Here is a 26,832-nt window from a genome sequence, read left to right as displayed (position 1 = left end):
CGAACGACATCGTGAACCCGGCGGCGCAGGAGGACCCGAACTCGCCGATCGCGGGCATGCCGGTGCTGGAGGTGTGGAAGGCCAAGCAGGTGTTCGTCTCCAAGCGCGGCCAGGGCACCGGCTATTCGGGCATCGAGAACCCGCTGTTCTACAAGGAAAACACCCGCATGTTCTACGGCGACGCCAAGAAATCCATCGACCAGCTCCTGCCCATGATCGAGTGAGCGGGCGCAGCGGGCTCACCTGGTCGCCCCCGCGATATATCGGGAAGAGCCGCGCAATGCGGCTCTTTTCATTTTTCGGGAATGGGTAAGCGGTATCGCCCGTTTCCGATGCTGGCAAGGAGATGCGATGCGCCGCCTTGCCGCCCGCGCAGTTGCCGGGCTCGAACTGCCGAAGGCCAGAGCCCCTGCGCATCTGTCCCAAAGCGCCTAGCACGGCGACCGGAAAGCCGGCGCCTGCGAAGGCGGAGGCATTCGCCCGCGCGGGCGAACAATCGTTCAGAATGAAAGAGTGCCCGTGGCGATATCGGCCCTTAGTTCGGCATGGCTCGGCATCGTCGGGGCCTTGTCACTCCTCCAGTTGTCTGGCCTGACCTGCCCAAGGCCGGGCGTATGGCCGGCCTATGCGCATCTGTCCAAAAGCGTCCAGTCCGGCGGCTGGAAAGCCGGCGTCTGCGAGGGCGGAAGCATTCGCCCCGCCCGCCTCGGCAAACCAATCGTTCAAGAAGGATGGAGGGCCGTCGCGATGCGGCCTCCGCTCGGCATGGTCCGGTATCGTGGGGGCCTTGCTGTCCCTGCGGCTGTCGGGCCTGACCGGCACATGGCCGGCGCCTGCACATCTGTTGTTCGAAAGCGCCCAGTCTGGCAACCAAAAAGCCGGCGCCTGCGAGGGCGGAACCATTCGCCCGCGTGGGCAACCATCGCTCAGAAAGAGGGAGTGCCCGTGGCGATACCGGCCCTCAGCTCTCGGCAGGGCCCGGCATCGCCGGGGCCGTCATTCCGCGGCGTGGCCGGTGACGGGGCTGGGGACGCCGGAGGATTTCATGCGAAAGCCGCGCTCGAGCTGGTCGAAGGGCGCCACCGGATATTCGCCCGAGAAACAGGCGTCGCAATATTGCGGGCAGGCATTGTTGCGGCCCTTGGCCTCGCCCACGGCGCGATAAAGCCCGTCCAGCGACACGAAGGCCAGCGAATCGACGCCGATCCATTCGCGCATCTCTTCCTCGGACATCTGTGCGGCCAGCAGCTTTTCTCGGTCGGGCGTGTCCACGCCGTAGAAGCAGGGCCAGGCGGTGGGCGGGCTGGCGATGCGGAAATGCACCTCGGCCGCGCCCGCGTCCAGGATCATGTCCTTGATCTTGCGCGAGGTGGTGCCGCGCACCACCGAATCGTCCACCAGCACCACCCGCTTGCCCTTGACCAGCGCGCGGTTGACGTTGAGCTTGAGCCGCACGCCCATGTTGCGGATCTGCTCGGTCGGCTCGATGAAGGTCCGGCCCATGTACTGGTTGCGGATGATGCCCATGCCGAAGGGAATGCCGCTTTCATGGGCATAGCCGATGGCGGCCGGGGTGCCGCTGTCGGGCACCGGGCAGACCAGATCGGCCTCGACCGGGGCTTCGCGGGCCAGCTCCACGCCGATCTGGCGCCGGGTCTCATAGACGGAACGGCCGCCGATGATCGAATCGGGGCGCGAGAAATAGACATGCTCGAAGATGCAGAAGCGCCCCGTCGAAGGGCCGAAGGGGCGAGAGCTTTCGACCTCGCCCTTGGAGATCACCACCATCTCGCCCGGCTCGATCTCGCGCAGGAACTCGGCGCCGATGATGTCGAGCGCGCAGGTTTCCGAGGCCAGCACGAAGCCGTCGTCGCCGATGCGGCCCAGCACCAGCGGCCGCACGCCCAGGGGGTCGCGCACGCCGATCAGCTTGGTGCGGGTCATGGCGATCACCGCGAAGGCGCCCTCGACCCGGCGCAGCGCGTCCTTCATCCGCTCGGGGATGTTGCGCTGGATGGACCGCGCCATCAGGTGGATGATGCATTCGGTATCCGAGGAGGACTGGAAGATCGAGCCGCGCTCGATCAGCTCGCGGCGCAGGGCCATGGCATTGGTGATGTTGCCGTTATGCGCCACGGCGCAGCCGCCCATGGCGAATTCGCCGAAGAAGGGCTGCACGTCGCGGATCGCCGTCGCCGCCTTGGTGCCGGCGGTGGAATAGCGCACATGGCCGATGGCGAGCGAGCCGGGCAGCGTCTCCATCAGGCTTTGCTTGGTGAAGTTGTCGCGCACATAGCCGAAGCGATGGGCGCTGTTGAAGCCCTGCTCGGCATCATGGCTGACGATGCCGCCGGCCTCCTGCCCGCGGTGCTGCAAGGCATGCAGCCCCAGGGCGACGAAATTGGCGGCATCCGTCACTCCGATCACACCGAACACGCCGCATTCTTCGTGCAGGCGGTCGGAATCGAAGGGATGGGCAAGGAATGGCTGCATCATCACCGACTCTTGGGGCTATTCCGGGGGCTGGGTAAGGGGACGCTTGACGCCAATCTAGGGTGTCATGCGGGCGAAGTCACGCCCCACGGCCGTCGCGGGGCGTATTTTATGTCACAAATTGGCCATATCGGCTCAATTCGCCGGTGCTGCGGGCGTGGGGGCCGGCGTCTGGGCATCGACCGGCTGGCCCGTGGGGGCGCAGCTGCGCACCAGCTGTTCATAGCGGCTGACCACCCAGCCCGGCGCGTCCTGCGGGATCTGCTGGTCCATCTGGCCGCGCATGCGCTCGAACACCTGGGCCGAGCGGGAGTTGTCCACCACCGCCACGGGCTGGCTGGCCATCACCCGGTCATAGACGATGAAGGCGATGGCGACGAGCAGGATGCCGCGCGCCACGCCGAAGAGGAACCCCATGCCCTGGTCGACGCCGCCAAGCGCCGAGCGCTGCACGACCGAGGAGAACAGCGGCGTGATGATGGAAAACAGCACCAGCGCCAGCGCGAAGACCGCAGCGAAGCCGGCGATGGTGGCAAGCTCGCAGCTGTCGGCCAGGAACTTGTTGAGCCCCGGCACCTGCGCCACCATCGGCCGCACCGTCGGCGCGAAGATGAAGGCCAGCACGGCCGCGCCGATCCAGCCCAGGATCGCCAGCGATTCGCGCACGAATCCCCGCGCATAGGCCAGGATCGCCGAGAGGATGATCACGGCTGCGACGATGCCGTCGATGATGGTGAATCCGTCCATTTTCACGCCCTTTCGCGGGATTGCCCGCGTCTTTGGGACGAGTTCATCCGGCGCCGAATGTCTCGCCCACGAAACTTGTCAGATCCGCGATGCGGTCGATCCGCATCCCGGCCACGCCCTCGACCTTGGTCGCCGAAGGCAGGATCGCCCGTGAAAAACCAAGTTTCTGCGCCTCTTTCAACCTGTTTTCCGCCTGGGCGACGGGGCGCAGGGCGCCCGACAGGCTGATTTCGCCGAAAAGCACCGCCTCGGGCGGCAGCGCCACGTCCTCGCGCGCGCTGAGGAGCGCGGCGGCGATGGCCAGGTCGGCGGCGGGTTCGCTGACCCGCATCCCCCCGGCAACATTGAGGAAAACGTCGAGGCCGGCGAAGGGGACGGCGCAGCGCGCCTCGAGCACGGCGAGGATGGTCGAGACCCGGCCGGAGTCGAGGCCGACCACGGTTCGGCGGGGACTTGCCAATGTCGAGGGGGCGACCAGCGCCTGCACTTCGGTCAGCACCGGGCGGGTGCCCTCGATCCCGGCAAAGACCGCCGAGCCGGCGCTGGCCTCGCCGCGTTCGGACAAAAACAGCGCCGAGGGGTTGGCGACCTCGGCCAGCCCGCCGCCGGTCATCTCGAAGACGCCGATCTCGTCCGCCGGGCCGAAGCGGTTCTTGTGGGCGCGCAGGATGCGGAACTGGTGGCCGCGCTCGCCCTCGAAATAAAGCACGGTGTCGACCATGTGCTCGACCACGCGTGGGCCGGCGATCTGGCCCTCCTTGGTGACATGGCCGACGAGGATGACCGAGGTGCCGCGCCGCTTGGCGAAGGTGACAAGCTCATGGGCGCTGGCGCGGACCTGCGCCACCGAGCCGGGCGCGGCCTCGATCCGGTCGGACCAGAGCGTCTGGATCGAGTCGATCACCGCGACATCGGGCCGCTCGGCGTCGAGCGTGGTCAGGATGTCGCGCAACGCGGTCTCGGCGCCCAGGCGGACGGGCGCGTCGCCGAGGCCCAGGCGCTGCGCGCGCAGCCGGACCTGGGCGCTGGCTTCCTCGCCCGAGACATAGATCGCCTGCTGGCCGGCGCGGGCGAAGGCGGCGGCGGCCTGCAGCAGCAGGGTGGACTTGCCGATGCCCGGATCGCCGCCGACGAGGATGGCCGAGCCGGGGACCAGCCCGCCGCCCAGCACCCGGTCGAGCTCGGCGATGCCGGAGGTGGCGCGCCGGGGCGGCGCGTCCTGCGTGGCAAGGCCCGAGAGCGGGATCGGCTTGCCCTTGAGCGTGCCCAGGCCGCGGCCGGGGCCCTGGGAAAGCGGCGCTTCCTCGATGATGGTGTTCCAGGCGCCGCAGGCGTCGCAGCGGCCGGCCCATTTGCGATGGCTGGCGCCGCAGGCGGTGCAGGTGAAGGCGGTGATCGGTTTGGCCATGGCCGTTATCTGGCAGATTGCGCCGGCGCGCGCCAGCCGGGAAGGGCGCGCCCGGCGGTGCGGTCCCTTGGGTATTGGGGGAACGAAGAAGTCCGGGGCGGTGCTGGCTGGGCCGGCCGGATGAGTATCTGGGAAACGGCGAAAGGGGGCTCAGGTCACGCCCAGGCCGGCGCGCATCATGATGCGGCGCACCGGGGCGACGGCATAGAGCCCGCCCAGGGCGGCGGCGCGCAGGTCGCGCAGCGGGCGGGCCGAGATCATGCTGGCGCGGTTCAGCGCGTCGATGCCGACCAGTCGGGCCAGCGCTTCGGGGCGGCGGCGGCGTTCGTAGGCGGCAAGCGACCGGGCGCTGCCGGGATCCCCGGCCGAGAGGTCGATGAGCGAGGCGAGATCGGCGAGGCTCATGTTCAGCCCCTGCGCGCCGATGGGCGGGACGACATGCGCGGCCTCGGCGATCAGTGCCGTGCGGGGGCCGGTGAAGCGATCGGCGATCTGGCTGATGATCGGCCATTCCGTCAGCCGCGTCGCCTGGGTCAGCTGGCCCAGAACGCCGGCCGAGCGGCGGTTCAGTTCCGCCTCGAATGCCTCGCGCGGCAGGGCGCGCAGCCGGGCGGTTTCCGGCCCGCGCTCCATCCAGACCACGGCCGAGGAGGGCTTGCCGTCGCGGTCGGGCAGGGGGACCAGGGTGAAGGGGCCGCCCGAGCGGTGGATCTCGGTCGAGACGTTGTCGTGCGGGCGTTCGTGGGTCACGGCGAAGGCCAGCGCCTTTTGCCCATAGCGCAGCGTGCGGGTGCCGATGCCGAGCGCCTCGCGGGTGGGCGAGTTGCGCCCGTCGGCGCCGATCACCAGCCTGGCCCGGATGCGGCTGCCGTCGGTCAGCGTGGCCAGCGCCTCGCTGTCGCGGACCAGCAGGCCCGCGGTGCCGGTGCCGGGCAGGAAGCGGACGTTCTGCAGGCTGGCGAGCCGGGCCGAGATTTCCCGCTTCAGGAGCCAGTTCGGCAGGTTCCAGCCGAAGGGCTGGTCCGAGATCTCGGATGCGTCGAAATCGCGCGTCAGCCGCGCCTCCGACAGTTTCCCGCCGGCGTCGATGATGCGCATGACCTGGAGCGCGGTGGCATGCGGCGCGAGCCGGTCCCAGAGCCCGGCCGCCTGCAGCACCGCGATCGAGGGGTGCAGGAAGGCGGTGCTGCGCAAGTCCGAGCCCTGGGCGCCTTCCTCGGTCACGGGCGGGGCGGGGTCCACGCAGGTCACGGAATGCCCGGCGCTGCCGAAGGCGGCCGCGGCGATCAGCCCGGCGATGCCGCCGCCGGAAACGAGGATCTCGGTATCGTCGATCTGCATGGTCTGGCGCCGGGTCTGGTGAGGGGGTCGGTGCGGGTCGGCCTAGAACCCGGCCGCATAGGCGCCGAGCATGAGGAACATCAGCAGCGTCGCCGCAAGGCCGAGTATGCCGAGCGCCGGCAGGCCCCAGATCAGAACGCCGACAACCGCCAGCACGACGACCAGCAGCGCGAAGATGTAAAGGGCGGTGGCGGTGCGCGCCTCGGCCTGGGCCTCGGCGGGAGTAAGCGGTTCGGACATGCGCGTTCCCTGTTCTTTTTTCGGTTTCCTGTCGGCGAATTTCAGATCTTACCCAAGCTTGGGCTTGCGGCAAGCCCGTGCAGGAAGGCGCCCAGATCCCCGGTGCGGTAATGCACATGCGGGCCGTGGTCGTGATCCTGGGCCAGCTCGTCCGGGCCGTGGCGGCCCGCACCGACCAGAATCGTCCGCATTCCAAGCGAATGCGGGATGGCGAGGTTCCTGGGGTCGTCCTCGAACATGGCGGCCTGGGCGGGGTCGAACCCCTCGGCGGCCTGGACTGCGGCATAAGCGCGCGGGTCGGGTTTGGGGTGGAAATCCGCCTCCTCGACGCCGTGGATGGCGTCGAAGACCATCAGCCCGCGATGTTCCAGCACCCGCGCCGCATAGGCGCTGTCGCCGTTGGTATGCACGATCTTGCGACCGGGCAGGGCCGATATCAGCCCGGCCAGCGCCGGGTCGGGCGTCAGCACGGTGAAGTCGATGTCATGGACCTCGCGCAGATAGGGCAGGGGATCGACGCCATGCTCGGCCATCAGCCCCGCCAGCGTGGTGCCGTGCTGGCGCCAGTAATGGTTGCGCAGCCGGTTGGCCTCGGCCTCGGTCACGCGCAGTTCGCGCATGACAAAGGCAGTCATGCGCCGCTCGATCTGGGCGAAAAGCCTGACCTCGGGCGCATAAAGGGTGTTGTCCAGATCGAAGATCCAGGTGGTGACATGCCGAAAATCCATGATCCCTGCCTAAACCTGCGGCATGGCGCTTGCAATCGCCGTTGCAAGCGCGGATCGTGCGTCCCATGAAAGACGCCTATTCCCTGATCCTCTCGGCCATCGACAATGGCATTTACCGCCCCGGCGACCGGCTGGTCGAATCCGAGCTGGCCGAACGCTTCGGCGTCTCGCGCACCCCGGTCCGCGAGGCTTTGCAGCGGCTGGAGACCCAGTCCATGCTCAAGCGCGACGGGCGCAGCCTGATCGTTGCCACGCTGGACCACAACCAGCTGGCCGAGCTTTACACCGTGCGCGCGGAACTCGAGGCGCTGGCGGCGCGGCTGGCCGCGCGCCACGCCACGCCCGAGGAGGTGCGCGTCCTGGCCGGCATGGTCGAGGACGACCGCGCCATCCTGGGCGACCCGCAGGCGCTGGCGCGGGCCAATCGTCGCTTTCACCATCAGATCCACCTGGCCTCGCACAACCGCTATCTGGTCCAGCAGCTGGACCTGGTGCATCGCAGCATGGCCTTGATGGCGCGCACCAGCCTGGCGGCGCAGGGCCGCGACGTGGTCACGCTGGACGAGCATCAGGCCATCGTCGAGGCCATCGCCGCCCATGACGGGCCGGCTGCCGAACAGGCGCTGCGCCACCACATCTCGATGGCCTTCGAGACCCGGCTGAAGGAAGAGGCGCGGCTGGCCGACGAGGACGAGGGCTGATGCGCGAGATCCGCGCCGCCGCCGACCTGGAGGAAGGCGCGGCGCATCTGATGCGGGCCTGCCCGGTCTGGGCGCGCGAATTGCCGGCGCTGCTGCCCCTGCCGCTGCGGCGCTGGCCCGAGGGCTTTCCGGCGATTCGCGATGCCGTCGTCTCGCAGCAGATCTCGGTCCAGGCGGCGAATGCCATCGGCGCGCGCATGGCCGCGGCCGGCCTGGCCGACGAGGCGGGGATCGCTGCCGCCGATGACGAGGCGCTGCGCGCCGCCGGCCTGTCGCGGCCGAAGATCCGCTATCTGCGCGGCATCGCCGCGGCGCAGCTTGATTGGGCGGGGCTGCGCGCCTTGCCCGACGACGAGGTGATCGCCCGGCTGACCGCGCTGCCCGGCATCGGGCGCTGGACGGCCGACATCTATCTGAAATTCGCGCTTGGCCGCGCCGATGCCTTCGCCTCGGGCGACCTGGCGCTGGCCGAGGCGGCGCGGCTGCTCTACGGCCTGGCCGAGCGGCCCCGCCCGGCGGCGCTGGCCGAACTGGCCGAGCCCTGGCGGCCCTGGCGGGCGGTTGCGGGCCGGGCGCTCTGGGCCTATTACCGGGTCGCGAAAGGGCGCGAGGGCGTCCGCTGAAGGGGGACGAGATGCCGCGCGAGTTGAAATCCGAACGCAAGGGCCCGCGCAAGGCCGATTCGGTGGTGGTCTTCCTGCACGGCTATGGCGCCGACGGGGCCGACCTGCTGGGCCTGGCCGATCCGCTGGCGCCGCATCTGCCCGGCACCGCCTTCCATGCCCCGAACGCGCCCGAGCCCTGCCTCAACAATCCGATGGGCTACCAGTGGTTCCCGATCCCCTGGATGGACGGCTCGTCCGAGGCGCAGGCCCAGGCCTCGGCCGCGCAATCCTTCGAGGACATCAACGCCTTCCTGGACAAGATCATGGCGGATGAGGGGCTGGCGGCGGACCGGCTGGCGCTGGTCGGCTTTTCGCAGGGCACGATGATGGCCCTGGCCGTGGCGCCGCAGCGCGACGAAGAGATCGCCGGGGTGGTCGGCTTCTCGGGCCGGTTGCTGGACCCCGAGGGCGCGGGGCAGGCGCGGGTCAAGCCGCCGGTCCTGCTGATCCATGGCGACCAGGATCCGGTCGTGCCCTTCGAAAGCATGGGCATCGCCGGCGAGGCGCTGCAAAAGGCCGGCTTCACCGTCTACGGCCATGTGATGAAGGGCACCGGTCACGGCATCTCGCCCGACGGGCTGTCGGTGGCGCTGGCCTTCCTGAAAGAGCGGTTTGCCGCGAGGTCGTGACGCTTTGAGCGATTTCGCACTTGCGAAAGGAACAGCAGTTCCTACCTTCCTGATAAGAGGATGAGACGAGGAGAACGCACATGACCCTGATCTGGATGACCGCAATCGCCCTGATTCCGGCCGGCTTGGTTTCCCTGCGTCTTCTGGCGCCGCAGCCCGTGGCGGTGCGCGCCCGACGCTGATCCCTGCGGCCGAGCCGCCGGTGCCGGGTCACGCCCAGATGGCGGGATCGGCGATCTCGATGGAGTTTCCGGCCGGGTCGCGGAAATACAGCGACCGGCCGCCTTGGGGCCAGAAGAAATCGGCCTCGATCTCTACCCCCGACGCTTCCAGATGCGCGCGCCAGGCGTCCAACATGCCCGGCTCGGCGCCCATGCAGAAATGCCCCGGCCCCTCGCTGCCATGCGGCGGCACGGGCAGGCGGGCATCGGGCTTGGGCGGCACGCGCGTCGCACTGGCGCGGAACACCAGCAGCACCTGCGCCCCGCAGCGAAAGAACACGTGCCGGCCGGGCACGCGGGCGATCTCGGGCAGGCCGATGATCTCGGTCCAGAAACGGGCGGCCTCGTCCAGATCCTCGGCGTAAAGCGCGGATTCCAGCGTGCCGGTCAGCCGGGGCGGCGTTGTCGGGGGCTTGGTCATGGCCCGATCTTGCCAGCAATCCGCCGGGCAGGCCAGCCCGGCTTGACCTTGGCCGCGTCGCGCGCAACAGCTTGCCCGAAAGGACGGGAGGCGCGGCATGGCATGGATCTATCTGGGCGTGGCGGGATTGTTCGAGGTGATCTGGGCCTTTGCCATGAAGCAGTCCGAGGGCTTCACCCGGCCCTGGCCCACCGCGATCACCCTGGTCGCCATGGTGGCCAGCGTCTGGTTCCTGTCGCTGTCGATGAAGGTGCTGCCGCTGGGGACCGCCTATGTCATCTGGACCGGCATCGGCGCGGTCGGCACCTTCGTCCTGGGCGTGTTGCTGCTGGGCGAATCGGCCGACGCGCTGCGCCTTGTCGCCGCCGTGCTGATCGTGGCGGGGCTGGTGCTGATGAAGATCGCCTCGCCGCAATAAGGCGCGGCAAGCCCAGTCAGTCCTTGTCACGCGCCTGTCACGCCCCCCGGCTATTTGTGCGCCAGGCATATATTCAGGGACTTGTCAGCCCGGAGCCGCGATATATAGTCGGTGCCATGTTCTGACCCGTCCCGGACAAGGCGAAGCGAGGGCCGATGCTGGACGACCATGGCGAATTTCGAACCCAATTCGTGCGCGAGCCATCCTTCTCGCGCCACCATCCCGCACTGGTTCTAAACGCCGACTTCAGACCGCTCAGCTACTATCCGCTGTCGCTCTGGCCCTGGCAGGAGGCGGTGAAGGCGGTGTTCCTGGACCGGGTCCAGATCATCGCCGAATATGACGAGGTGGTGCGAAGCCAGCATCACGCGATACGCATCCCCTCGGTCGTCGTGCTGAAAGATTTCGTCAAACCCCAGAAGCGCGTGGCCTTCACGCGCTTCAATCTTTTTCTGCGGGACGAATTTTGCTGCCAGTATTGCGGCGCCAAGGGCGAGCTGACCTTCGACCACGTGGTGCCGCGTTCGCGCGGCGGCGTGACCAGCTGGGAGAATGTCGTCGCCGCCTGTTCGCCCTGCAACCTAAGGAAGGCCAACAAATCGCTGAAGAATTCGGGGCTGCGGCTGCGCCGCCCGCCGCGCCGGCCCACCCCCGACGAGATGCATGCCATAGGCCGGCGCTTCCCGCCGAATCACCTGCATGAAAGCTGGATGGATTTCCTCTACTGGGATACGGAACTGCTGTCGGACTAGGCACGGCCGCGCCGGACGCAGCGGATTTATTGCAGCGCCGCGCAATGCCGGTTAAAGAAACCGTCAGGTTTGCGTGATGACATCAAGCCTGATGACGCGCCGATTCGGATTCGTCCGGCGCTGCGACCATCGTCCGCGCGCATGGCTGCCCGCAAGTTGCGGCCATGCAGGGCGATCAACGAAAAGACAAGAAAGGATCTCGTATGTGGACACGTATTCAGACCGTGGTGGACGGCAAACCCGTTTCGGGCGACTGGACCATTTGCCGCAATGAGGAGCCGGTCGGGCGCATCTGTCACGATCCGAAACAGCCCGGCGTCGCCGCCTGGGCCTGGACGGTCCTGAACGATCCGAATGCGAATGGGCGGGCTTGGACGGAAGAGGCGGCGCTTTCGGCCGTCAAGGAAAGCGCCGAGAAGCCGGGCAATGCCGCGGCGTGACGCCGCAGAAAAAACGGAAAACGGCGCCAGCAGCGCCCTTTCTCCAACCCCTCCGCCTGCTGCGGCGGGGTGACTAGCTTCGGTGATCGCGCGTCGTCAGATGCGCGATCGCCGCCGCCAGCAGCGCCAGGAACCCCAGCGCGAACAGCGGAATGCCGATGGCGCTTGCAGCCCAGATCGTCAGCCCGGCGGCCAGGATCACGGCAAGGATCAGGATCAGGAAATGCGGCAGCGGCATGGCATCCTCCGTTGCCTTCAATATGGCCCCGCCGGGGCGCGCCGAAAAGCCCCCGATCCGGCTTTGCGCGTTCCGCTGCCGATTCCAGCTGCGCTTTCGCGGCGCGATCTGGAAAATGTTCACGTAATGTTCTAGTCTGGTGGCATGAGCCTGCCACCCCGCAATCCCGACGAGATCCTGCGCGCCCGCGGCGCCGACTCGCGCCCCGCCGCCCGGTTCGAGCCCTACCGGACCGAGCGCGAGCATGACGGCTGGGACATCCCCGAAGAGCAGGACCTGCTGCGCACCGAGGTCACGCAGGAGCGGGCGCGCTCGATCATCGCCCGCAACACGTCGCCCGACATTTCCTTCGACCGCTCGATCAACCCCTATCGCGGCTGCGAGCATGGCTGCATCTATTGCTTCGCCCGGCCGAGCCACGCCTATCTGGGCCTGTCGCCGGGGCTGGATTTCGAGACGCGGATCGTCGCCAAGCCCAATGCCCCCGAATTGCTGGAGGCCGAGATCGGCCGTCGCGGCTATGCCGTCGCGCCCATCGCCTTCGGCACCAATACCGACCCCTACCAGCCCATCGAGGCCAAGCTGGGCATCATGCGCGGCTGCCTGCAGGTTCTGCACGATTGGAACCACCCGCTGAGCCTGGTGACGCGGGGCGCGACCGTCATGCGCGACGTGGACCTGCTGGGGGCGATGGCGGCCAGGGGGCAGGTGCTGGCCGGGGTCTCGATCACCACGCTGGACGCGGAACTGGCGCGGCAGATGGAGCCGCGCGCGCCGGCGCCGGCGACCCGGCTGCGCATGATCCGGGCGCTGGCCGGGGCAGGGGTTCCGGTCCGCGTCATGGTGGCGCCGGTGATCCCGGTGCTGACCGAGCATGAGGTCGAGCGCATCATGCAGGCCGCCCGCGATGCCGGGGCGACCGCTGCCAGCATGATCCCGATCCGCCTGCCGCTGGAGGTGGCGCCCCTGTTCCGCGACTGGCTGGAGCGCCATCATCCCGGCAAGGCCGCGCATGTCATGGCGCGGGTGCAGGCGATGCGCGGCGGGCGCGACAACGACCCGCGTTTCGGCAGCCGCATGCGCGGCGAGGGGCCCGAGGCCGGCCTGCTGCTGCAGCGTTTCCGCCTGGCCCGCAAGCGGCTGGGATTGCAGCGCGAATCCGAAGTGCTGGATTGCAGCCGCTTCGGCCCGCCGCCCAGGGCGGGGGACCAGCTGTCGCTGTTTTGACTATTCGCCCGGCCCCATGGCCTGGGCGATGCGGGCCGAGATGCGTTCGGGCGAGGGGCGCGGGCCGCGCGGCGCGGCGACCAGCGCATCGCGCATGGCGGCCAGATGCGCGGGCGTGGTGCCGCAGCAGCCGCCGATGATGCGCACGCCCATGTCGCGCGCCAGCACGGCGAATTCGGCCATGACCTCGGGCGTCGCGTCATAGATCAGCCCGCCGTCCTGATAGCGCGGCACCCCGGCATTGGGCTTGGCGATCAGGGGGCGCTCGTTGCCCGAGGCGGCGAATCCGGCCACGGCCAGCAGCAGCTCGGCCGGGCCGGTGCCGCAATTCGCGCCATAGGCCAGGGGCGGATGCGGCAGCCGGTCGATCAGCGAGGCAAGCTGCGGCGGCGTCACCCCCATCATGCTGCGCCCGCCCGGCTCAAAGCTCATCATGCCGCACCAGGGCATGCTGACGCTTTGCGCGGCCTTGGCGGCGGCGCGCATTTCCTCGGCGGCGCTGATCGTCTCGATCCACAGCACGTCGGCGCCGCCCTCTTTCAGCGCCTGCGCCTGCTGGGTGAACATGGCGGTGGCATCGGCCTCGGTCAACCGGCCCATGGGCGCCATGATCTCGCCGATGGGGCCGACCGAGCCGGCGACGACGACGGCGCGGCCGACCTCGGCCGCGGCCTCGCGCGCCAGGCGGGCGGCGGCGCGGTTCAGCGCGGCCACGCGGTCCTGCGCCTTGGCCAGCCGCAGCCGGCTGGCATTGGCGCCGAAGCTGTTGGTCAGGATGATATCCGCGCCCGAGGCGATCATCTGCCGGTGCAGCGCGCGCACCTTGTCGGGATGGGTCTCGCACCACAGGTCCGGCGCCTGGCCCGATGCCAGCCCCATGTTGTAAAGATTGGTCCCGGTCGCCCCATCGGCCAGCAACCATGGGCGTTCGCCGAGCATCCTCGACAATTGATCAGGCATGGTTTTTCCCGTTTTGCGGCAGGATGGGGAATCATAGCCCATCCTGCGGGGAAGTCATTGAAACATTCGGTGGGACTGCCCGGCGCTCAGCGCGAGCGGATCATGCCCATGATGTCCTTGGTGCGCTCGACGATCGGGTGGGCGATGGCCTCGGCCTGGCCGGCGCCGCGGCCCAGGATGCGGTCGATCTCGGCCGGGTCGGCCATGAAATCGGTCATGCGCCGGGTGATCGGCGCCAGCGCCTCGACCGCGACCTCGGCCAAGGCCGGCTTGAAGGCGCCGAAGCCCTGGCCCTCGAACCGCGCCAGCACCTGGTCGCCGCTCTCGCCGGTCAGCGCGGCGTAGATGTTGACCAGGTTCTTCGCCTCGGGCCGGTCCTTCAGCCCCTCCATCGACCCCGGCAGCGGGTCGGCATCGGTGCGCGCCTTGCGGATCTTCTGCGCGATGGCGTCGGCATCGTCGGTCAGGTTGATGCGGCTGGCGTCCGAAGGATCGGATTTCGACATCTTCTTGCTGCCGTCGCGCAGGGACATGACGCGGGTCGCCGTGCCCTCGATCAGCGGCTCGGTGATCGGGAAGAAATCGACGCCGTAGTCGTGGTTGAACTTGGCGGCGATGTCGCGGGTCAGTTCAAGGTGCTGCTTCTGGTCCTCGCCCACCGGGACGGCGGTGGCGTGATAGGCCAGGATGTCGGCGGCCATCAGCGACGGATAGGCCAGCAGGCCCAGGCTGGAATTTTCGCTGTTCTTGCCGGCCTTGTCCTTGAACTGGGTCATGCGATACATCCAGCCCACCCGCGCCACGGTATTGAAAAGCCAGGCAAGTTCGGCGTGCTGGCTGACCTGACTCTGGTTGAACAGGATCGAGACCTCGGGGTCCACGCCCGAGGCCATGAAGGCCGCCGCGACCTCGCGGGTGTTGTGGCGCAGCTTTTCGGGATCCTGCCAGACGGTGATCGCATGCAGGTCCACGACGCAATAGATCGTTTCGGCCCCCTTGCCCTGATAGTCCGCAAAGCGTTTCAGCGCGCCCAGGTAATTGCCCAGCGTCAGCCCGCCCGAGGGCTGGATGCCGGAAAAGATGCGCTTGGCGAAGCTCGTGGTCATGGCACTACCTGCTTGGAAAATCCCGGTGGCTGGCTTACCCCTTGCCCCGTCCGGGCGCAACAGCCCACTGGAAAGGAGCCATGATGCGACCCGGTTACGACGAATCGCCCCTGAACCCCGTGCCCGCCGTGGTGTGGATGATCGCCCTGCCGATGATCGCCTGCGAGGCGGTGTTCGGCCTGGCTCAGATGGGCTTTCTTGGCGGCGGCGGGCCGGGCGCCGGCCTTGCCATGCGCCAGATCGCGGTCGAGCGCACCGCCTATATCCCCGAACTGGTGCTGCGGCTGTGGCAGATGCGCATGGTGGTGCTGGACCAGAGCTGGCGCATCCTGACCTATTCCTTCGTGCATCTGTCGCTGACGCATGCGCTGTTCGTCATCGTCTTTACCCTGGCCCTGGGGAACCTGATCGCGCATCAGTTCCGCGCCTGGGCGGTCGTGGCGCTGTTCTTCGGCTCGGCCATCGGCGGCGCGCTGGTCTATACGCTGGCCGCGGGGCTTTTGCCGCAATTCCGCTTCCAGGCGCTGATCGGCGGCTATCCGGCGGTCTATGGTTTCGTCGGCGCCTTTACCTTCCTGCTCTGGACCCGGCTGGGGCAGGAGAACGCGAACCGGCTGCGGGCCTTCGTGCTGATCGGCATGCTGCTGGCCTTCCAGCTGGTCTTCGCCATCCTGTTCCAGGACGGCAGCCTGACCTGGATCGCCGAGATCGCCGGTTTCTGCTGCGGCTTCCTTTTGTCCTTCGTGCTGGTGCCGGGCGGGATCGCGCGGGTGATGCGCCAGATCCGTCAGCGCTGACGGCGCAGGCCCGCGCGCAGGTCCGAGGGGCGGAAGGCGCCAAGGACCAGCGCCGCCGCGCCATAGGCGGCCAGCCCGCCGAAGACCAGCGCGGACAGCGCCAGATAGCGGGTGCCGGGCTGCTCCAGCGCATCGCCCAAGGCCAGCATCAGCCCCCAGATCACCGCGCCCATGACGGCGGAGGCGGCGCAGATGCGGGGCAGGCGGTGGCGGAAGCGGTCGTCAAGCGCGGCCGCCTCGCCAAAGGCGCGGGTGCCGCGCCACAGCTGCGCCGCCATGGTCCAGCCGGCGATGGTGGTGCCCCAGGCGGCGGCGGAAAAGCCGATGAAGGGCGCAAGCCCCAGCGCCACCACCGCATTGACCACCATGGACCAGACCGCGAAGCGGAACGGGGTGCGGGTGTCCTCGCGCGCGAAATACAAGGGTTGCAGCACCTTTTGCAGGACAAAGGCCGGCAGCCCCAGACCATAGATCGCCAGCGCCAGCGCGGTCGGGCCGACATCGGCGGCCAGGAAGGCGCCACGCCGGAACAGCACCGAGATCAGAGGATAGGCCGCGATGACCAGCGCCACGGCCGCCGGAACGGTCAGGAACAGCGCAAATTCCGCGGCGCGGTTATAGGCATGGCGGCCGCCGCCCGTGTCGCCGTTCTTCAGCCGGCGCGAGATGTCGGGCAGCAGCACGATGCCGATGGCGATGCCGACGACACCCAAGGGCAGCTGATACAGCCGGTCGGCATTGGTCAGCCAGGCGATGCCGCGGTCGAAGAACGAGCCGACCTGGCGGCCGACCAGCAGGTTGACCTGCACCACGCCGCCCGCCAGCACCGCGGGCGCCGCCACGGCCAGCAGCCGGCGCATGTCCGGCGACAGCCGCGGCCGGCGCAGGCGCAGCGCAAAGCCCATGCGCTTGGCCGCCCACCAGACGGTGAAAAGCTGTGCCAGCCCCGAAACCGGCGTGGACCAAGCCATGGCCAGCCCCATGTCCCAGCCATGGCGGTCCGCCAGCAGCATGGCCGCGATCAGGATGAAGTTCATCAGCACCGGCGCGGCGGCCGCTGCCATGAAACGCCCGCCGGCGTTCAGCAGCCCCGAGAGCAGCGCCGTCAGCGAGATGAACAGGATATAGGGAAAGCAGATCCGGCCATAGATCACCGCCAGGTCGAAGCGCTCGTCGCCCTGAAAGCCCGCCGCCTGCATCAGCACCAGCCAGGGCATGGCGATATGCGCGATCAGCGAGACCGCCAGGACCACCGTGGCCAGCCCGGCGAAGGCTTCCTCGGCAAAGCCGCGCGGGTTCTCGCCGCTTTCCAGCCGCTTGGCGAACATCGGCACGAAGGCGGTGTTGAAGGCGCCCTCGGCAAAGAAGCGGCGGAACATGTTGGGCAGGGTGAAGGCGACGATATAGGCCTGCGCCACCGGGCCGGTGCCCAGGTAGGCCGCGATCATCACGTCGCGCACGAAGCCCACGACGCGGCTGGCCAGAGTCCATGCCCCCACCGAGAGAAAGCCCCGGATTAGTCTGATCGGTTGCATCCCCTGTCCCTCAGAACGATCCGCCCAGCGGGCGCTCGGCGCGTTCGGCGCGCTCGGCCCCGTCCTTGATCGCCTGGCGCAGCTTCTTTTCCAGCGCCTCGCGGCGGCCCGGCTGGTGCAGCTTCAGCCCGAACATGTCCTTGACATAGAAGGTGTCGACCACCTGCGCGCCGAAGGTGGCGATCACGGCGCTGGCGATCTGGATGTGGTTGTCGGCCAGGGTCCGGGTCAGGTCGTAGAGCAGGCCGGGCCGGTCGCGGGTATCGACCTCGATCACCGTATAGACATCGGAGGCCTCGTTGTCGAAGGTGACATGGGTCGGGAAGCGGAAGGCGGCCTCGCGCTTCTTGGGCTTGTCGCGGCCGGCCAGGGCCTCGCGCGCGACGATCTCGCCGCCGAGGGTGCGCTGGATCATGGTGCGCAGCCGCGGCAGCCGGTCGGCGGCATAGGGATGGCCGTCCGCATCCTGCAACCAGAACACCGCGGTCGCGAAACCGTCCTTGGTGGTATAGGTGCGCGCATCGACGATATTGGCGCCCACCAGCGCCAGCGCCCCCGCCATGCGCGAGAAGATGCCGGGATGGTCGGCCAGCACGAAGGCCGCCCGCGTTGCGTCGCGGTCGGTATCGGGATGCAGGTCGGTGCGGATCTCGTCCTCGCCCAGATCCTTGAGCATCTCGGCAAAGACATATTGCGTCTCGGTCGGCAGGCCCGGCCAATAGTTGTCGTAATGCCGGCCCAGCTCGGCCTTGATCGCCCTGGGCTCCCAGCCCTTGGCGGTCAGCAGGTGGCGCAGCGACCGCTTGGCCTCGCCGATGCGCTTGTCGCGGTTCAGCTCCTCGAGGCCGTTTTCCAGCGCCAGCTTGGTTTCCTGGTGCAGCTTGCGCAGCAGCATCGCCTTCCAGTTGTTCCAGGTGCCGGGGCCGACGCCGCGGATGTCGCAGACGGTCAGCACCAGCAGCATGTCCAGCCGCTTGGTGGTCTTGACCGCCTTGGCGAAGTCGCGCAGCGTGCGTGGATCGGCGATGTCGCGCTTCTGCGCCACGTCCGACATCAGCAGGTGGTTGCGGATCAGCCATTCGATGGTCTCGATCTCGTCCGCCGGCAGGCCGAAGCGGGTGCAGATGCGCCGCGCCAGCCGCGCGCCCAGGATCGAGTGATCCTCGGCCCGGCCCTTGCCGATGTCATGGAGCAGCACGGCCAGGTAGATCACCCGCCGGTTCACCTTGCCCTTCATGATCTTGCTGACCACGGGCAGATCCTCGGCATCCTCGCCGCGCTCGATGGCGGCCAGGGCGGCGACGCATTGGATCAGGTGCTCGTCCACCGTGTAGTGGTGATAGACGTTGAACTGCATCATCGCCACCACCGGCGCGAATTCGGGGATGAAGGCGGCCAGCACCCCCAGCTCGTTCATCCGCCGCAGCGAGCGTTCGGGGTTGCCGTGCTTGAGCAGCAGGTCGAGGAAGATCCTGACCGCCTCGGGGTCCGAGCGCATGCGGTCGTCGATGCTGTCCAGGTTGGCCGCGACGGCGCGCATGGCGTCGGGATGGATCAGGATGCCGGTCCTGAGCGCCTCTTCGAAAAGCCGCAGGATGTTCAGCGGGTCGGACAGGAACTGCCGCTCGTCGGCATAGGTCAGCCGCCCCCGGTCCATCCGGAAACCGGCGCGGACGCGGCGCCGGCGCTGGAACAGGATGTTCATGATCGGCGCGCGATAGAGGTGGCGGGCCTCCAGCGCGACCAGAAAGACCCGCGTCAGCTCGCCCACGCGGGTGGCGTGCAGGAAATAGTCCTGCATGAAGATCTCGACCGCGCGCCGGCCGCCCAGGTCGCGATAGCCCATGCGGCGGGCGACCTCGACCTGCATGTCGAAGGTCAGCTGGTCCTGCGGCCGCCCGGCGATCAGGTGCAGGTGGCAGCGCACGGCCCAGAGGAAGTCCTCGGCCTGCCAGAAGGTCAGGTGCTCCTCGCGGGTGAAGAAGCCCAGGTCGACCAGTTCCACGGCGCGGTCGACCCGGTGGATGTATTTCGCGATCCAGTAGAGGGTCTGCAGGTCGCGCAGCCCGCCCTTGCCCTCCTTGACGTTCGGCTCCAGCACGTAGCGCTGACCGCCCTGGCGGCGGTGGCGTTCGGCGCGCTCGGCCAGCTTGGCCTCGATGAACTCGGGCACGGTCTTGTCGAAAAGCTCGGACCACAGCCGGTCGCGCAGGATTTCGGCGGCGGCGGCATGGCCGCAGATCAGCCGATGCTCCAGCAGGCTGGTGCGGATGGTGATGTCGCCGGCGCCCAGCCGCAGGCAATCGTCGATCGAGCGGGTGGACTGGCCGATCTTCAGCTTCAGATCCCAAAGCATGTAGAGCATCGATTCCACGACGCTCTCGGCCCAGCCGCTGACCTTCCAGGGCGTCAGGAACAGCAGGTCCACGTCGGATTGCGGCGCCATCTCGGCCCGGCCGTAGCCGCCGATGGCCAGCACCGCCAGCCGCTCGGCATCGGTCGGGTTGAGCAGCGGATGCAGGATCGTGGTGGCGACATGGTGGATCGCCGCGACGGTGGCGTCGGTAAGGCTGGCGATGGCGCGCACCGTCTCGCGCGCGGCGCGGGGATGGGACATGAAGCCCGCCGCGATGTCGCCCATGGCGGCGCTGCGGGCCTGGGCGAGGATGGCGACGGTGCGCGCGCGGATTTCGCGCGGCTCGGCGATGCCGCTTAGCGCCTCGGTCAGCGCGGGCAGGAAGCTTTCAGGGCTGAACAGGGAATGCGCCCCAGGCAGGGCCGGGGCGCTTTGCGGCAGGCTGTCGGTGTCCTTGGCGCTCAAGATCAGAACCCGAAGCCGCCGAAGCTGCGCGGTGCGGGATCCAGCACCACCACCTGGCCGCCGCGCACGGTGGCGACCGACAGCGCGCGCTCGTTGGTGCCGTCGCGCTTCAGCCGGAAGGCGCCCGAGACCCCGGCGAAGCCCGCGCTCTGCGTCAGCCCCGAGGTGGTCAGCGCATTGCGGTTGCCCGCCCGCACCAGCGCCGCGATCGCGGCCACGCCGTCATAGGCCAGCGAGCCCAGCTCATGCGGCGTCTCGCCATAGGCGGCGCGATAGCGCTGGTCGAACTGCGCCTTCATCGTGGTGTCGGGAATGGCGAACCAGCCGCCCTGCACGCCGCGCAGCTGCAACCGGGCCGAGGGCTGGTCCCAGCGCGTCAGCCCCATCATCTGCACCGTGGCCGAGGTGACGCCGGCATCGGCCAGCCTGTCGGTCAGATAGGGCAGCACCGCGCCCTGGTTCGCGGTCAGGAAGACCGCATCGACATTGCCCGACAGCGCCGCCTGGGTGACGTTCGGCACGATGGCGTCGATGCCGGACTGGGACAGCGGATGCACCGCCGTCCCGGCCAGGGTGGCGCCGTTGCTGCGGATCGCCCGCTCGATGGCGCGGGCGCCGACCTGGCCGGCGGTGTCGTCCTCGGCCACCATCAGGATGCGGCGCTTGCCGTTCCTGACGCCGTATTTCACCAGCCGGTCGGCGACGTTGTCGAAGGTATTGCCCAGCACGAAGACATTGCCGCCGGCGATGTCGGTATTGTTCGAGAAGGACAGCACGTTCACGCCCTGGGGCGCCATGGCATTGCCGACCGCATTGGCGCTGTCGGCGAAAAGCGGGCCCAGGATGATCTTGGCGCCCTCGGCCACCGCGCGGTTGGCCATGGCGACCGCGGTGCCCGGCTCGGAGCCCGCATCATAGATGCGCAGGTCGATGGTGGCGCCGCGCGCATCGGCCGCCGCCATCTTCGCGGAATTGCCGAGCGAACGCGCCAGCCAGTCCAGGTCCGCGCTTCCCGTGCCGCCCGGCACCAGCAGCGCCACCTGCACCGGCTGCGAGGGGTCGATGCTCTGGCCGGTCTGCGGGCCCGAGGCCCCCATCTCGATCGGCTGGCAGGCGGCAAGCGCCAGGGCGGAAAGGACAGCTCCGACGCGCGCAAGCGGGCGGCGCAGGTCGAAGGCGCCGCGGATCGTTTTCAGGACGGTCATGGCGTGATTCCCTGTTGGATCGAGGCTAGGGGTTTGATGGGGGCAGGTTATTGGCATATTCGGGACATGGCAACTTGCCCCGGCAGAACGAAAGGGACCGCGATGGAGGATGGCGCCAGCACAACCGGGACGGGCGCGCGGCCGCTTTCCCTGACCGTCTCGGCCGCGTCGCCCGAACCGGGGCTCTACCTGGTCGCGACCCCGATCGGCTCGGCCAGGGACATCACGCTGCGCGCGCTCGACGTGCTCAACACCGCCGATGTCCTGGCCGCCGAGGATACCCGCAACCTGCGGCATCTTATGGATATTCACGGCATCCCGGTGCGCGGCCGCCGCATCCTCGCCTATCACGACCACAATGCCGACCGGCAACGCCCGGCGATCCTGGCCGCCCTGGCCGAGGGGCGGTCGGTGGCCTATGCCTCGGACGCGGGCACGCCGCTGGTCGCCGATCCCGGCTACCGGCTTGCGCGAGATGCCGCCGAGGCGGGCTTTGCGGTGCGGGCGCTGCCCGGCCCCTCGGCGGCCCTGGCGGCGCTGTCGGTCTCGGGCCTGCCCAGCGACCGGTTCCTGTTCGTGGGCTTTCCCCCGGCCGCCGGCGGGGCGCGGCGCAGCTGGATCGAAAGCTGGCGCAAGGTCGATGCGACGGTGATCGTCTTCGAAAGCCCCAGGCGCGTTAAGCAACTGTTGGAAAATTTGTGCGAAGCTGAGGCGAATCGGCTTACGGTGATCTGCAGGGAACTGACGAAGAAATTCGAAGAGGTGATGCGCGGCACGGCGGCGGAACTGCTGGAACGGATCCCGCCCGAAGGGTTGCGCGGCGAAATCGTGGTGCTGTTCGGGCACCCCGAGCCGGTCGCCGCCGACGAGGGCAGCATGCGCGAGGCCCTGGCGGGTCTGCTGGGCAGGCTGCCGGTGAAGGAGGCGGCGGCAGAGGTGGCGGCGCGGTTCGGACGTCCCCGGCGTGAAATCTACGCGCTGGCGCTCGAGATGAAGAAGGAGCAGGAATGAGGTTCGAAAGGATTTCCGGCGGGACGCCGGTTCCGGCCCTAGACATGAAGGCCCGGCAAGGTGCCGTTGCCCATTCCGCCGGCCGTTTCGCCGAGGAATCGGTGACGCGGGAATATCGCCGGCGCGGTTACGAGGTCATGGCGGAACGCTGGCGCGGGCGGGGCGGCGAAATCGACCTGATCTTGCGCAAGGATGACGAATATGCCTTCGTCGAGGTCAAGAAGTCGCGCTTTCACGCCGGGGCGGCGGAGCGGATCGGTGCGCGGCAGATCGCGCGGATCTGCAATGCGGCGCTGGAATATTGCGGCCGCTTGCCTTCCGGGTTGCTGACCGCGATGCGTTTCGATGCCGCCCTTGTCGATCAGTTCGGGCGCGTCGAGATCATCGAGAACGCCTTTGGCTCGAATTGAAGGTCGATGAGGTTTTCCGACCCCCAAGGATCGCTTCCCGTCGCATCTGTCCGACCCGGATCGCAGCGGCAAGCTGGCCTCATGGTCCGATGAAGGACCGCGGTGCCTGCGTCGCGCGGCTGCGAGGGACAGGGCTTACATGCGGTGGAGAGGCGATGCATGTGTCTTGATGCGTGCGGGACAAAATGCCCTCGACGAGACCGCGCAGGAAAAGCCCCGGTCATGCTTTGCCAGAAGCTTGGATAGGGTGGATTGGGCGATTGGGGTTTTCCGGCGGTTGAAGCGTCGAAACTCCCTCTGGATCATGCATCTCGCTGGCCGCCCAGGATGACACCGGTTACGTCGATGAAATTACACCATGCTTGCGGACGCTAACGAGCAATGCCCGTCTCCGAGTATCAGACACGAGCTTCATTGCCCTAAGATTCGGCTAGCGTGGCTTTGTTGCGTTATTCGGGTTTAGGTCGAACTTATCCCTTTCCTTTCTCTCGTCAGCGCATGCGAACGGTCTCCGGCGAGTCGAGTGACGCGAAGCGGTTCATGAGTGCTATTCGGATCTGAACCTCTGCATCCTGCCGGTCGAAGTCTCTCGCCATGATGCGCTCACCCAGGAGCTTGAGACAACGCATCTTGACCTCTACGCAACTTCGTCGGTGATAGCCTGACCATTTCTTCCAGTTGGCCCGTCCGAAGCGTTTGCAGGCAAGTAGCGCTTCGTTTCGCGCCTATAGGCCTAGATCATCCCCCTTCCAGGTGCGGGCATTTCGGCGCGGCGGTATGATGGCTTCAGCGCCTCGGGCCGCGATGGCGGCGTGGCAGCCTTTGGTGTCGTAGATTCCATCGGCGGTGACGCTGCCGATCTGCTCCTCCGGCGGTATCTGCACCGGCAGGTCGGGCAGAACCGATGCATCTCCGATGCGGTTGCTGGTCATCTCGACCGCCCGCACTTCCAACGTATCGGCATCAATACCGATGTGGATCTTGCGCCACTGGCGACGGCGGCTGGCCCCGTGCTTGCGGACCTGCCACTCGCCTTCTCCAGAGAACTTGATGCCAGTGCCGTCCACCAGAAAATGCAGCGGCCCGGACGCCGCGCGATACGGGATCTGCACCTTGAGGTGCTTCTGCCTGCGGCAGAGCGTCGTGTAATCCGGCACCGGCCAGTCGAGCCCGGACAGGTTCAGAAGGCTCTCCAGGAACCCCGTCGTTTGCCGGAGCGGCAACCCGAACAGCACCTTGATTGAGAGGCAGAATTGTATGGCCGCCACCGAAAACCCCCCAGGATGACCCGCCTTGCTGCTCGGGACCGCGAACCAAGCCATCTCCGGGTCAAATCAAACCATCAGGGAGCCACGGCGCTTCAGGGACCGACTATAGCTGGACCAATTCGTCGTTCGGAAACCAGGGATGGGTTTGCTCATGGACAACCTAACCCGCTGACTCAAAAACATGAATCCATCAACCAAGGGGAAGTGCAACAAAGCCGCTCTGCGCGGCACAATATGCCTTCGGGGAGATGTGTGCGATCATCCTGCGGGCCATCAAGCAGGCACTGACGGAAGGCGCTTCGGTCCTGCAGATCAGCCATTTCGCCGAGGCGTATCGCTTGCGCTATGACTGCGTTCCGGCCCTGAACCCGTTCCTGTCAGATAATTATCTTGCTGTGTCCGCACCGCGCTCGGTTCCCAGCCAGACGCCCGCCAAGAAGCGGCGGAGGGCATTATGACCTTCCTGTCCCGTCTGCCAATCTCCCTTTCCGCGAAACCGGGAGAGCCCGCATTTTCGTTGCTGGCGCGGAATACCGAGGCGAATGGCCGCCGCACCCTGGCCGAATTCTGCACCGCTGTGGGCATGGAGAAGAATCCGCTCTGCGCCGGCGATCCCGGGCAGGTTGCGCAGCTTGCCGCTCTGACCGGCTCCGACTGTGCCGAGCTGCTGGCGCAATCGCCACGCCAGATCGACCGGAAATACACCGATCTTCTCGGGCAGCGGTTTCTGACAGATCCATCCGAAAGGACGATCTTGCCATCTGTCCCGCCTGCTGGATCGACCAGGGGCGGGGCAGCCGGATGGATGCTGCAGAACTGGCAATCCACGCGAATTGGCTGCCCCGCATGCTGTCGAGTTGCGCGAGACATGGCGTTGCGCTGCTGTCCTTGCCCTATCGCGACTACACGACCTGCTACGATCCGCCGGCCCGTTGCCGCGCTGATCCGAACTGGCTTCACAGGTTGGAGGACATGATCGTCGAGCAGCGGCTGTCCCGTTTTGAGCGGGCCGTTCTGTGACAGCTTAATGGGCAGAGCGCCTGCCCGTGGCTGCCCGATCTGCAGATCGACGTTCTCGAGCGCTGGTGCCTTGATCTCGGGACGATGACGCAGCTCGGCGGGCAATCCCCGGTCGAACTGGATACCGAGACGCAGGGCCAGCTGATCGACGAGGGCTTTGCCATTACCCTGGCGGGCCACGACGCCATCCAGTCTGCCGTCGACAAGGCGCTTGGCAAGTTCCAGATCCGATTGTCGGCGGCATGGCTGCATGGCTGGGCATTGCAGTCGGCCAATCCCGAAGAGTGTGGCGCGCTGCACAGGCTGATGCGCCAGATGGGTCGGGATCAGGGGCAATATTGCCTGCTCAGCGTCACGCCTGCGGGTCGGTGCGACGTGCACACCGCTATTGGAAAGGCTGCCAAGGCAGGGGCGGTTGTTTCCTGCCCTGACGGTCTCGATCGTCACCAAGCGGTTTGCCACGATAAGGGAGGCGCTGGGGCTGGATCGTCCCGGTATCGTGTTCCATTCCACCCGGAAATGGTTCGTGACGCAGTGCGAGTGGGCAGGGGTGCCGGAGCATTTCACGGCATCCATCGTTGGCCACCAATCGGCGCGGTCGGAAAACAGGATGACCTATGGCATCTATTCCGCCGGGATCAGCGACGAACAGAAGCGCGAGATCGTCGAGAAGGTGGGGTTGCCATGCCTCTAGTTCCCGACATTGACGAGTTCGAGGAGCGGGCCGCTATCATGGAATATGATGGCGGTCTTTCTCGTTCCATGGCCGAGGATCGGGCAGCGCAGGAGCAGGGTTTCCGGGATGCCGCCCAGTTCCGTGAAGCCCTCGCCTATTACCTGCACACCGGACGTCTGGGAGGTTGGGATGACTGAACCCCTTGAAGTCTATCCTCTGGTGTTTTCCGGGGGGCGGTGGTGGCTGCCCTATGGCCACGAGGCTGATGCTGAATCCCTGTCGCGCGTGTTTGGCAGCGATTGCTCGGTGGTCTTCCTTGGGCCGGGTGGTGGCAGCCTCGCCTATGACGTGACGGACGAGGGGGAGGAGGTGGTCAGGCTTGACGATGAGGGCTGGCTACCCCTTGCCCGTGCTGTCCTTGCCCCGTGGCAGAAGCAGGCAATTCAACTGGTCATGGATGCCATCGACAGCATGTAAAAAATTTCCTCGGCGGCTTTGGTCGCCGGGGAGCACCACTTTTCTTTTTTTATCGCCACCTTATCTATGACGCCCACGACGGAGACGGGACGGGATGCAGGAAGAGCCACCGAACGAACCAGCACTAGAAGCAGCACCGCAGGAGATCATCTTTGACTCGCAGCATTCCCGGCCTTTGGACACCGCCGTCTGGACGGAAGACCCCGCCTTGATTGGTCTGGTGCAGGAGATCTGGGACGAACACCTTGCTGCTGATGAGGCAGGAAAGCAGAAAGGTGGCAAGAAACCCGCGCGGCCCTATATCGAACAGCTCCGGGTGCTGGTGACGGCGCTTTATCTGGTGTGGCGGGAGGACCCCCTTCTCTGTTTGGGTATGCCTTTCTCGGAAGGAGCCTGGAGCAGCAAATCCCGGTATAATCTTTTGGCGTTGACCAAGCATGTGGTGGTGCTGGTGAAGCGGTTGAATGCTGCTGGATTGGTACGAGTATCGACTGGAAGCTATGCCGCCCCCGGAGCCAAGGGAAACAGGACGAGCAGAATCCAGGTCAGCACGGTACTGCAAAAGCGATTCGAGGAGCTGATCGTCAATCAGAAAGCGATCTGCACAGTCCCAGCAGAATGCATCATCCTGAAAACGATATCGGGAAAAGCAGCAAGGCTATCGAGTACGAGGACACCGATGACACTCGTCGCATGAGGTTGGAAGGTCACGGCCTATAACGATCTTCTGACACGAACCTTCATCGACCTTGACCTGCCCCCCGGTCGTCCCTCGTTCATAACGAGAGTCCTTTGGGTTGATATTGGTCGGTTTCGGGTTGGGCAAGCGGGTCGGGCGCGGAGCCCCCAGTTTGCTCAAGCGCCCTGCGCGCTTCTG

Annotated in this window: 29 protein-coding genes and 1 pseudogene; 16 read left to right on the top strand and 14 right to left on the bottom strand. The window is 67.3% G+C overall.

The genetic code is table 11. The annotated features are described in order from the left end of the window. Window positions 1-224, top strand: a 224-nt coding sequence (locus tag IT40_RS21815) for an NAD(P)(+) transhydrogenase (Re/Si-specific) subunit beta (RefSeq protein WP_036759676.1), incomplete at its 5' end; no start/stop codon positions are given. Between the two features lie 772 nt (window positions 225-996). On the opposite strand, the gene purF is transcribed toward IT40_RS21815, so the two are convergent. From purF to IT40_RS21785, 6 genes are all read right to left on the bottom strand, one after another. Continuing rightward, on the bottom strand, window positions 997-2,493 hold the full coding sequence (gene purF / locus IT40_RS21810) for an amidophosphoribosyltransferase (protein WP_116171294.1): 1,497 nt from the start codon (window positions 2,491-2,493) through the stop codon (window positions 997-999). Between the two features lie 135 nt (window positions 2,494-2,628). After that, window positions 2,629-3,240, bottom strand: coding sequence for a CvpA family protein (locus IT40_RS21805; protein WP_036759674.1), 612 nt, complete (start codon window positions 3,238-3,240; stop codon window positions 2,629-2,631). Window positions 3,241-3,283: 43 nt separating this feature from the next. Further along, window positions 3,284-4,648, bottom strand: coding sequence for a DNA repair protein RadA (radA, locus tag IT40_RS21800; RefSeq protein ID WP_036759673.1), 1,365 nt, complete (start codon window positions 4,646-4,648; stop codon window positions 3,284-3,286). Window positions 4,649-4,798: 150 nt separating this feature from the next. Next, a complete protein-coding gene (locus tag IT40_RS21795) occupies window positions 4,799-5,989 on the bottom strand; it encodes a UbiH/UbiF family hydroxylase (protein WP_036759672.1) in 1,191 nt (396 codons plus the stop codon). Between the two features lie 42 nt (window positions 5,990-6,031). Beyond that, window positions 6,032-6,229, bottom strand: a complete 198-nt coding sequence (locus IT40_RS21790) for a hypothetical protein (RefSeq protein WP_036759671.1) — start codon at window positions 6,227-6,229, stop codon at window positions 6,032-6,034. Between the two features lie 41 nt (window positions 6,230-6,270). Further along, on the bottom strand, window positions 6,271-6,957 hold the full coding sequence (locus IT40_RS21785; protein ID WP_036759670.1) for a pyrimidine 5'-nucleotidase: 687 nt from the start codon (window positions 6,955-6,957) through the stop codon (window positions 6,271-6,273). A gap of 65 nt (window positions 6,958-7,022) precedes the next feature. Between IT40_RS21785 and IT40_RS21780 the strand changes: the two genes are divergently transcribed. The 3 genes from IT40_RS21780 to IT40_RS21770 are packed head-to-tail and all read left to right on the top strand — an operon-like array spanning window position 7,023 to window position 8,952. Then, window positions 7,023-7,658 (top strand): GntR family transcriptional regulator, encoded by a 636-nt coding sequence (locus IT40_RS21780; protein WP_036759669.1) that lies wholly within the window; start codon window positions 7,023-7,025, stop codon window positions 7,656-7,658. After that, the gene (locus IT40_RS21775) at window positions 7,658-8,281 is read left to right on the top strand and encodes a DNA-3-methyladenine glycosylase family protein (RefSeq protein ID WP_036759668.1); all 624 of its coding nucleotides are present in this window, start codon (window positions 7,658-7,660) and stop codon (window positions 8,279-8,281) included. The genes IT40_RS21780 and IT40_RS21775 overlap by 1 nt, the downstream gene beginning before the upstream one ends. Window positions 8,282-8,292: 11 nt before the next feature. Then, window positions 8,293-8,952: an alpha/beta hydrolase gene (locus tag IT40_RS21770; RefSeq protein WP_036759667.1), complete on the top strand. Its 660-nt coding sequence runs from the start codon at window positions 8,293-8,295 to the stop codon at window positions 8,950-8,952. A gap of 210 nt (window positions 8,953-9,162) precedes the next feature. On the opposite strand, the gene IT40_RS21765 is transcribed toward IT40_RS21770, so the two are convergent. Then, window positions 9,163-9,594 carry a VOC family protein gene (locus IT40_RS21765; protein ID WP_036759666.1) on the bottom strand — a complete coding sequence of 144 codons (432 nt, stop codon included), beginning with the start codon at window positions 9,592-9,594 and terminating at the stop codon, window positions 9,163-9,165. 97 nt (window positions 9,595-9,691) lie between these two features. Between IT40_RS21765 and IT40_RS21760 the strand changes: the two genes are divergently transcribed. From IT40_RS21760 to IT40_RS21750, 3 genes are all read left to right on the top strand, one after another. Further along, window positions 9,692-10,012, top strand: coding sequence for a DMT family transporter (locus tag IT40_RS21760; protein WP_036759665.1), 321 nt, complete (start codon window positions 9,692-9,694; stop codon window positions 10,010-10,012). Between the two features lie 155 nt (window positions 10,013-10,167). Continuing rightward, on the top strand, window positions 10,168-10,764 hold the full coding sequence (locus tag IT40_RS21755; RefSeq protein ID WP_036759664.1) for an HNH endonuclease: 597 nt from the start codon (window positions 10,168-10,170) through the stop codon (window positions 10,762-10,764). A 164-nt stretch (window positions 10,765-10,928) separates the two neighbouring features. Continuing rightward, on the top strand, window positions 10,929-11,204 hold the full coding sequence (locus tag IT40_RS21750) for a hypothetical protein (RefSeq protein ID WP_240540434.1): 276 nt from the start codon (window positions 10,929-10,931) through the stop codon (window positions 11,202-11,204). Window positions 11,205-11,277: 73 nt separating this feature from the next. On the opposite strand, the gene IT40_RS29350 is transcribed toward IT40_RS21750, so the two are convergent. Further along, window positions 11,278-11,442 (bottom strand): hypothetical protein, encoded by a 165-nt coding sequence (locus tag IT40_RS29350; protein WP_166435398.1) that lies wholly within the window; start codon window positions 11,440-11,442, stop codon window positions 11,278-11,280. A 144-nt stretch (window positions 11,443-11,586) separates the two neighbouring features. Between IT40_RS29350 and IT40_RS21740 the strand changes: the two genes are divergently transcribed. Continuing rightward, a complete protein-coding gene (locus IT40_RS21740; RefSeq protein WP_036759661.1) occupies window positions 11,587-12,669 on the top strand; it encodes a PA0069 family radical SAM protein in 1,083 nt (360 codons plus the stop codon). Here IT40_RS21740 and bmt read toward each other — a convergent pair whose 3' ends face one another. Then, window positions 12,670-13,629, bottom strand: a complete 960-nt coding sequence (gene bmt, locus IT40_RS21735; protein WP_036759660.1) for a betaine--homocysteine S-methyltransferase — start codon at window positions 13,627-13,629, stop codon at window positions 12,670-12,672. A gap of 86 nt (window positions 13,630-13,715) precedes the next feature. Then, window positions 13,716-14,735, bottom strand: coding sequence for a tryptophan--tRNA ligase (gene trpS / locus IT40_RS21730; RefSeq protein WP_036759659.1), 1,020 nt, complete (start codon window positions 14,733-14,735; stop codon window positions 13,716-13,718). An 80-nt stretch (window positions 14,736-14,815) separates the two neighbouring features. On the opposite strand from trpS, the gene IT40_RS21725 reads away from it, so the two are divergent. Then, window positions 14,816-15,532, top strand: a complete 717-nt coding sequence (locus tag IT40_RS21725) for a rhomboid family intramembrane serine protease (RefSeq protein ID WP_243700307.1) — start codon at window positions 14,816-14,818, stop codon at window positions 15,530-15,532. On the opposite strand, the gene murJ is transcribed toward IT40_RS21725, so the two are convergent. Genes murJ through IT40_RS21710 form a run of 3 tightly spaced genes read right to left on the bottom strand, consistent with a single transcriptional unit; the run spans window position 15,523 to window position 21,093 of the window. Further along, complete coding sequence (gene murJ / locus IT40_RS21720) at window positions 15,523-17,067, bottom strand: murein biosynthesis integral membrane protein MurJ (protein ID WP_036759658.1); 1,545 nt, start codon at window positions 17,065-17,067, stop codon at window positions 15,523-15,525. The two genes, IT40_RS21725 and murJ, sit on opposite strands and share 10 nt — an antisense overlap. A 10-nt stretch (window positions 17,068-17,077) precedes the next feature. Then, window positions 17,078-19,888: a [protein-PII] uridylyltransferase gene (locus tag IT40_RS21715; protein WP_036759657.1), complete on the bottom strand. Its 2,811-nt coding sequence runs from the start codon at window positions 19,886-19,888 to the stop codon at window positions 17,078-17,080. Between the two features lie 2 nt (window positions 19,889-19,890). Then, on the bottom strand, window positions 19,891-21,093 hold the full coding sequence (locus IT40_RS21710) for a penicillin-binding protein activator (protein ID WP_036759656.1): 1,203 nt from the start codon (window positions 21,091-21,093) through the stop codon (window positions 19,891-19,893). Window positions 21,094-21,195: 102 nt separating this feature from the next. Between IT40_RS21710 and rsmI the strand changes: the two genes are divergently transcribed. Next, entirely contained in the window at window positions 21,196-22,104 is a 909-nt protein-coding gene (gene rsmI / locus IT40_RS21705) for a 16S rRNA (cytidine(1402)-2'-O)-methyltransferase (RefSeq protein ID WP_084197371.1), read from the top strand. Then, entirely contained in the window at window positions 22,101-22,514 is a 414-nt protein-coding gene (locus tag IT40_RS21700; protein WP_052096224.1) for a YraN family protein, read from the top strand. The genes rsmI and IT40_RS21700 overlap by 4 nt, the downstream gene beginning before the upstream one ends. Before the next feature lie 491 nt (window positions 22,515-23,005). Here the strand turns inward: IT40_RS21700 and IT40_RS21690 are convergent. Beyond that, window positions 23,006-23,935: pseudogene (locus tag IT40_RS21690) on the bottom strand (IS5 family transposase). Between the two features lie 95 nt (window positions 23,936-24,030). Between IT40_RS21690 and IT40_RS28940 the strand changes: the two are divergent. The 5 genes from IT40_RS28940 to IT40_RS28935 all read left to right on the top strand — a co-directional run bounded on the left by IT40_RS28940 (window position 24,031) and on the right by IT40_RS28935 (window position 26,652). Beyond that, window positions 24,031-24,240 (top strand): hypothetical protein, encoded by a 210-nt coding sequence (locus IT40_RS28940; protein WP_139294125.1) that lies wholly within the window; start codon window positions 24,031-24,033, stop codon window positions 24,238-24,240. Window positions 24,241-24,583: 343 nt separating this feature from the next. Beyond that, window positions 24,584-24,802 (top strand): hypothetical protein, encoded by a 219-nt coding sequence (locus IT40_RS21685; RefSeq protein ID WP_036759654.1) that lies wholly within the window; start codon window positions 24,584-24,586, stop codon window positions 24,800-24,802. Window positions 24,803-24,886: 84 nt separating this feature from the next. After that, window positions 24,887-25,675 carry a hypothetical protein gene (locus tag IT40_RS30265; RefSeq protein WP_243700306.1) on the top strand — a complete coding sequence of 263 codons (789 nt, stop codon included), beginning with the start codon at window positions 24,887-24,889 and terminating at the stop codon, window positions 25,673-25,675. Continuing rightward, window positions 25,668-25,955 carry a hypothetical protein gene (locus IT40_RS21670; RefSeq protein ID WP_036759651.1) on the top strand — a complete coding sequence of 96 codons (288 nt, stop codon included), beginning with the start codon at window positions 25,668-25,670 and terminating at the stop codon, window positions 25,953-25,955. Before IT40_RS30265 ends, IT40_RS21670 begins: the two co-directional genes overlap by 8 nt. A gap of 94 nt (window positions 25,956-26,049) precedes the next feature. Beyond that, window positions 26,050-26,652, top strand: a complete 603-nt coding sequence (locus tag IT40_RS28935; RefSeq protein WP_147307337.1) for a hypothetical protein — start codon at window positions 26,050-26,052, stop codon at window positions 26,650-26,652. Window positions 26,653-26,832 lie beyond the last annotated feature (180 nt).

Origin of the sequence: Paracoccus versutus (genome assembly GCF_000763885.1) — a bacterium.
Lineage (GTDB): Bacteria > Pseudomonadota > Alphaproteobacteria > Rhodobacterales > Rhodobacteraceae > Paracoccus > Paracoccus versutus.
This window is presented reverse-complemented; position numbering and strand designations above follow the sequence as displayed.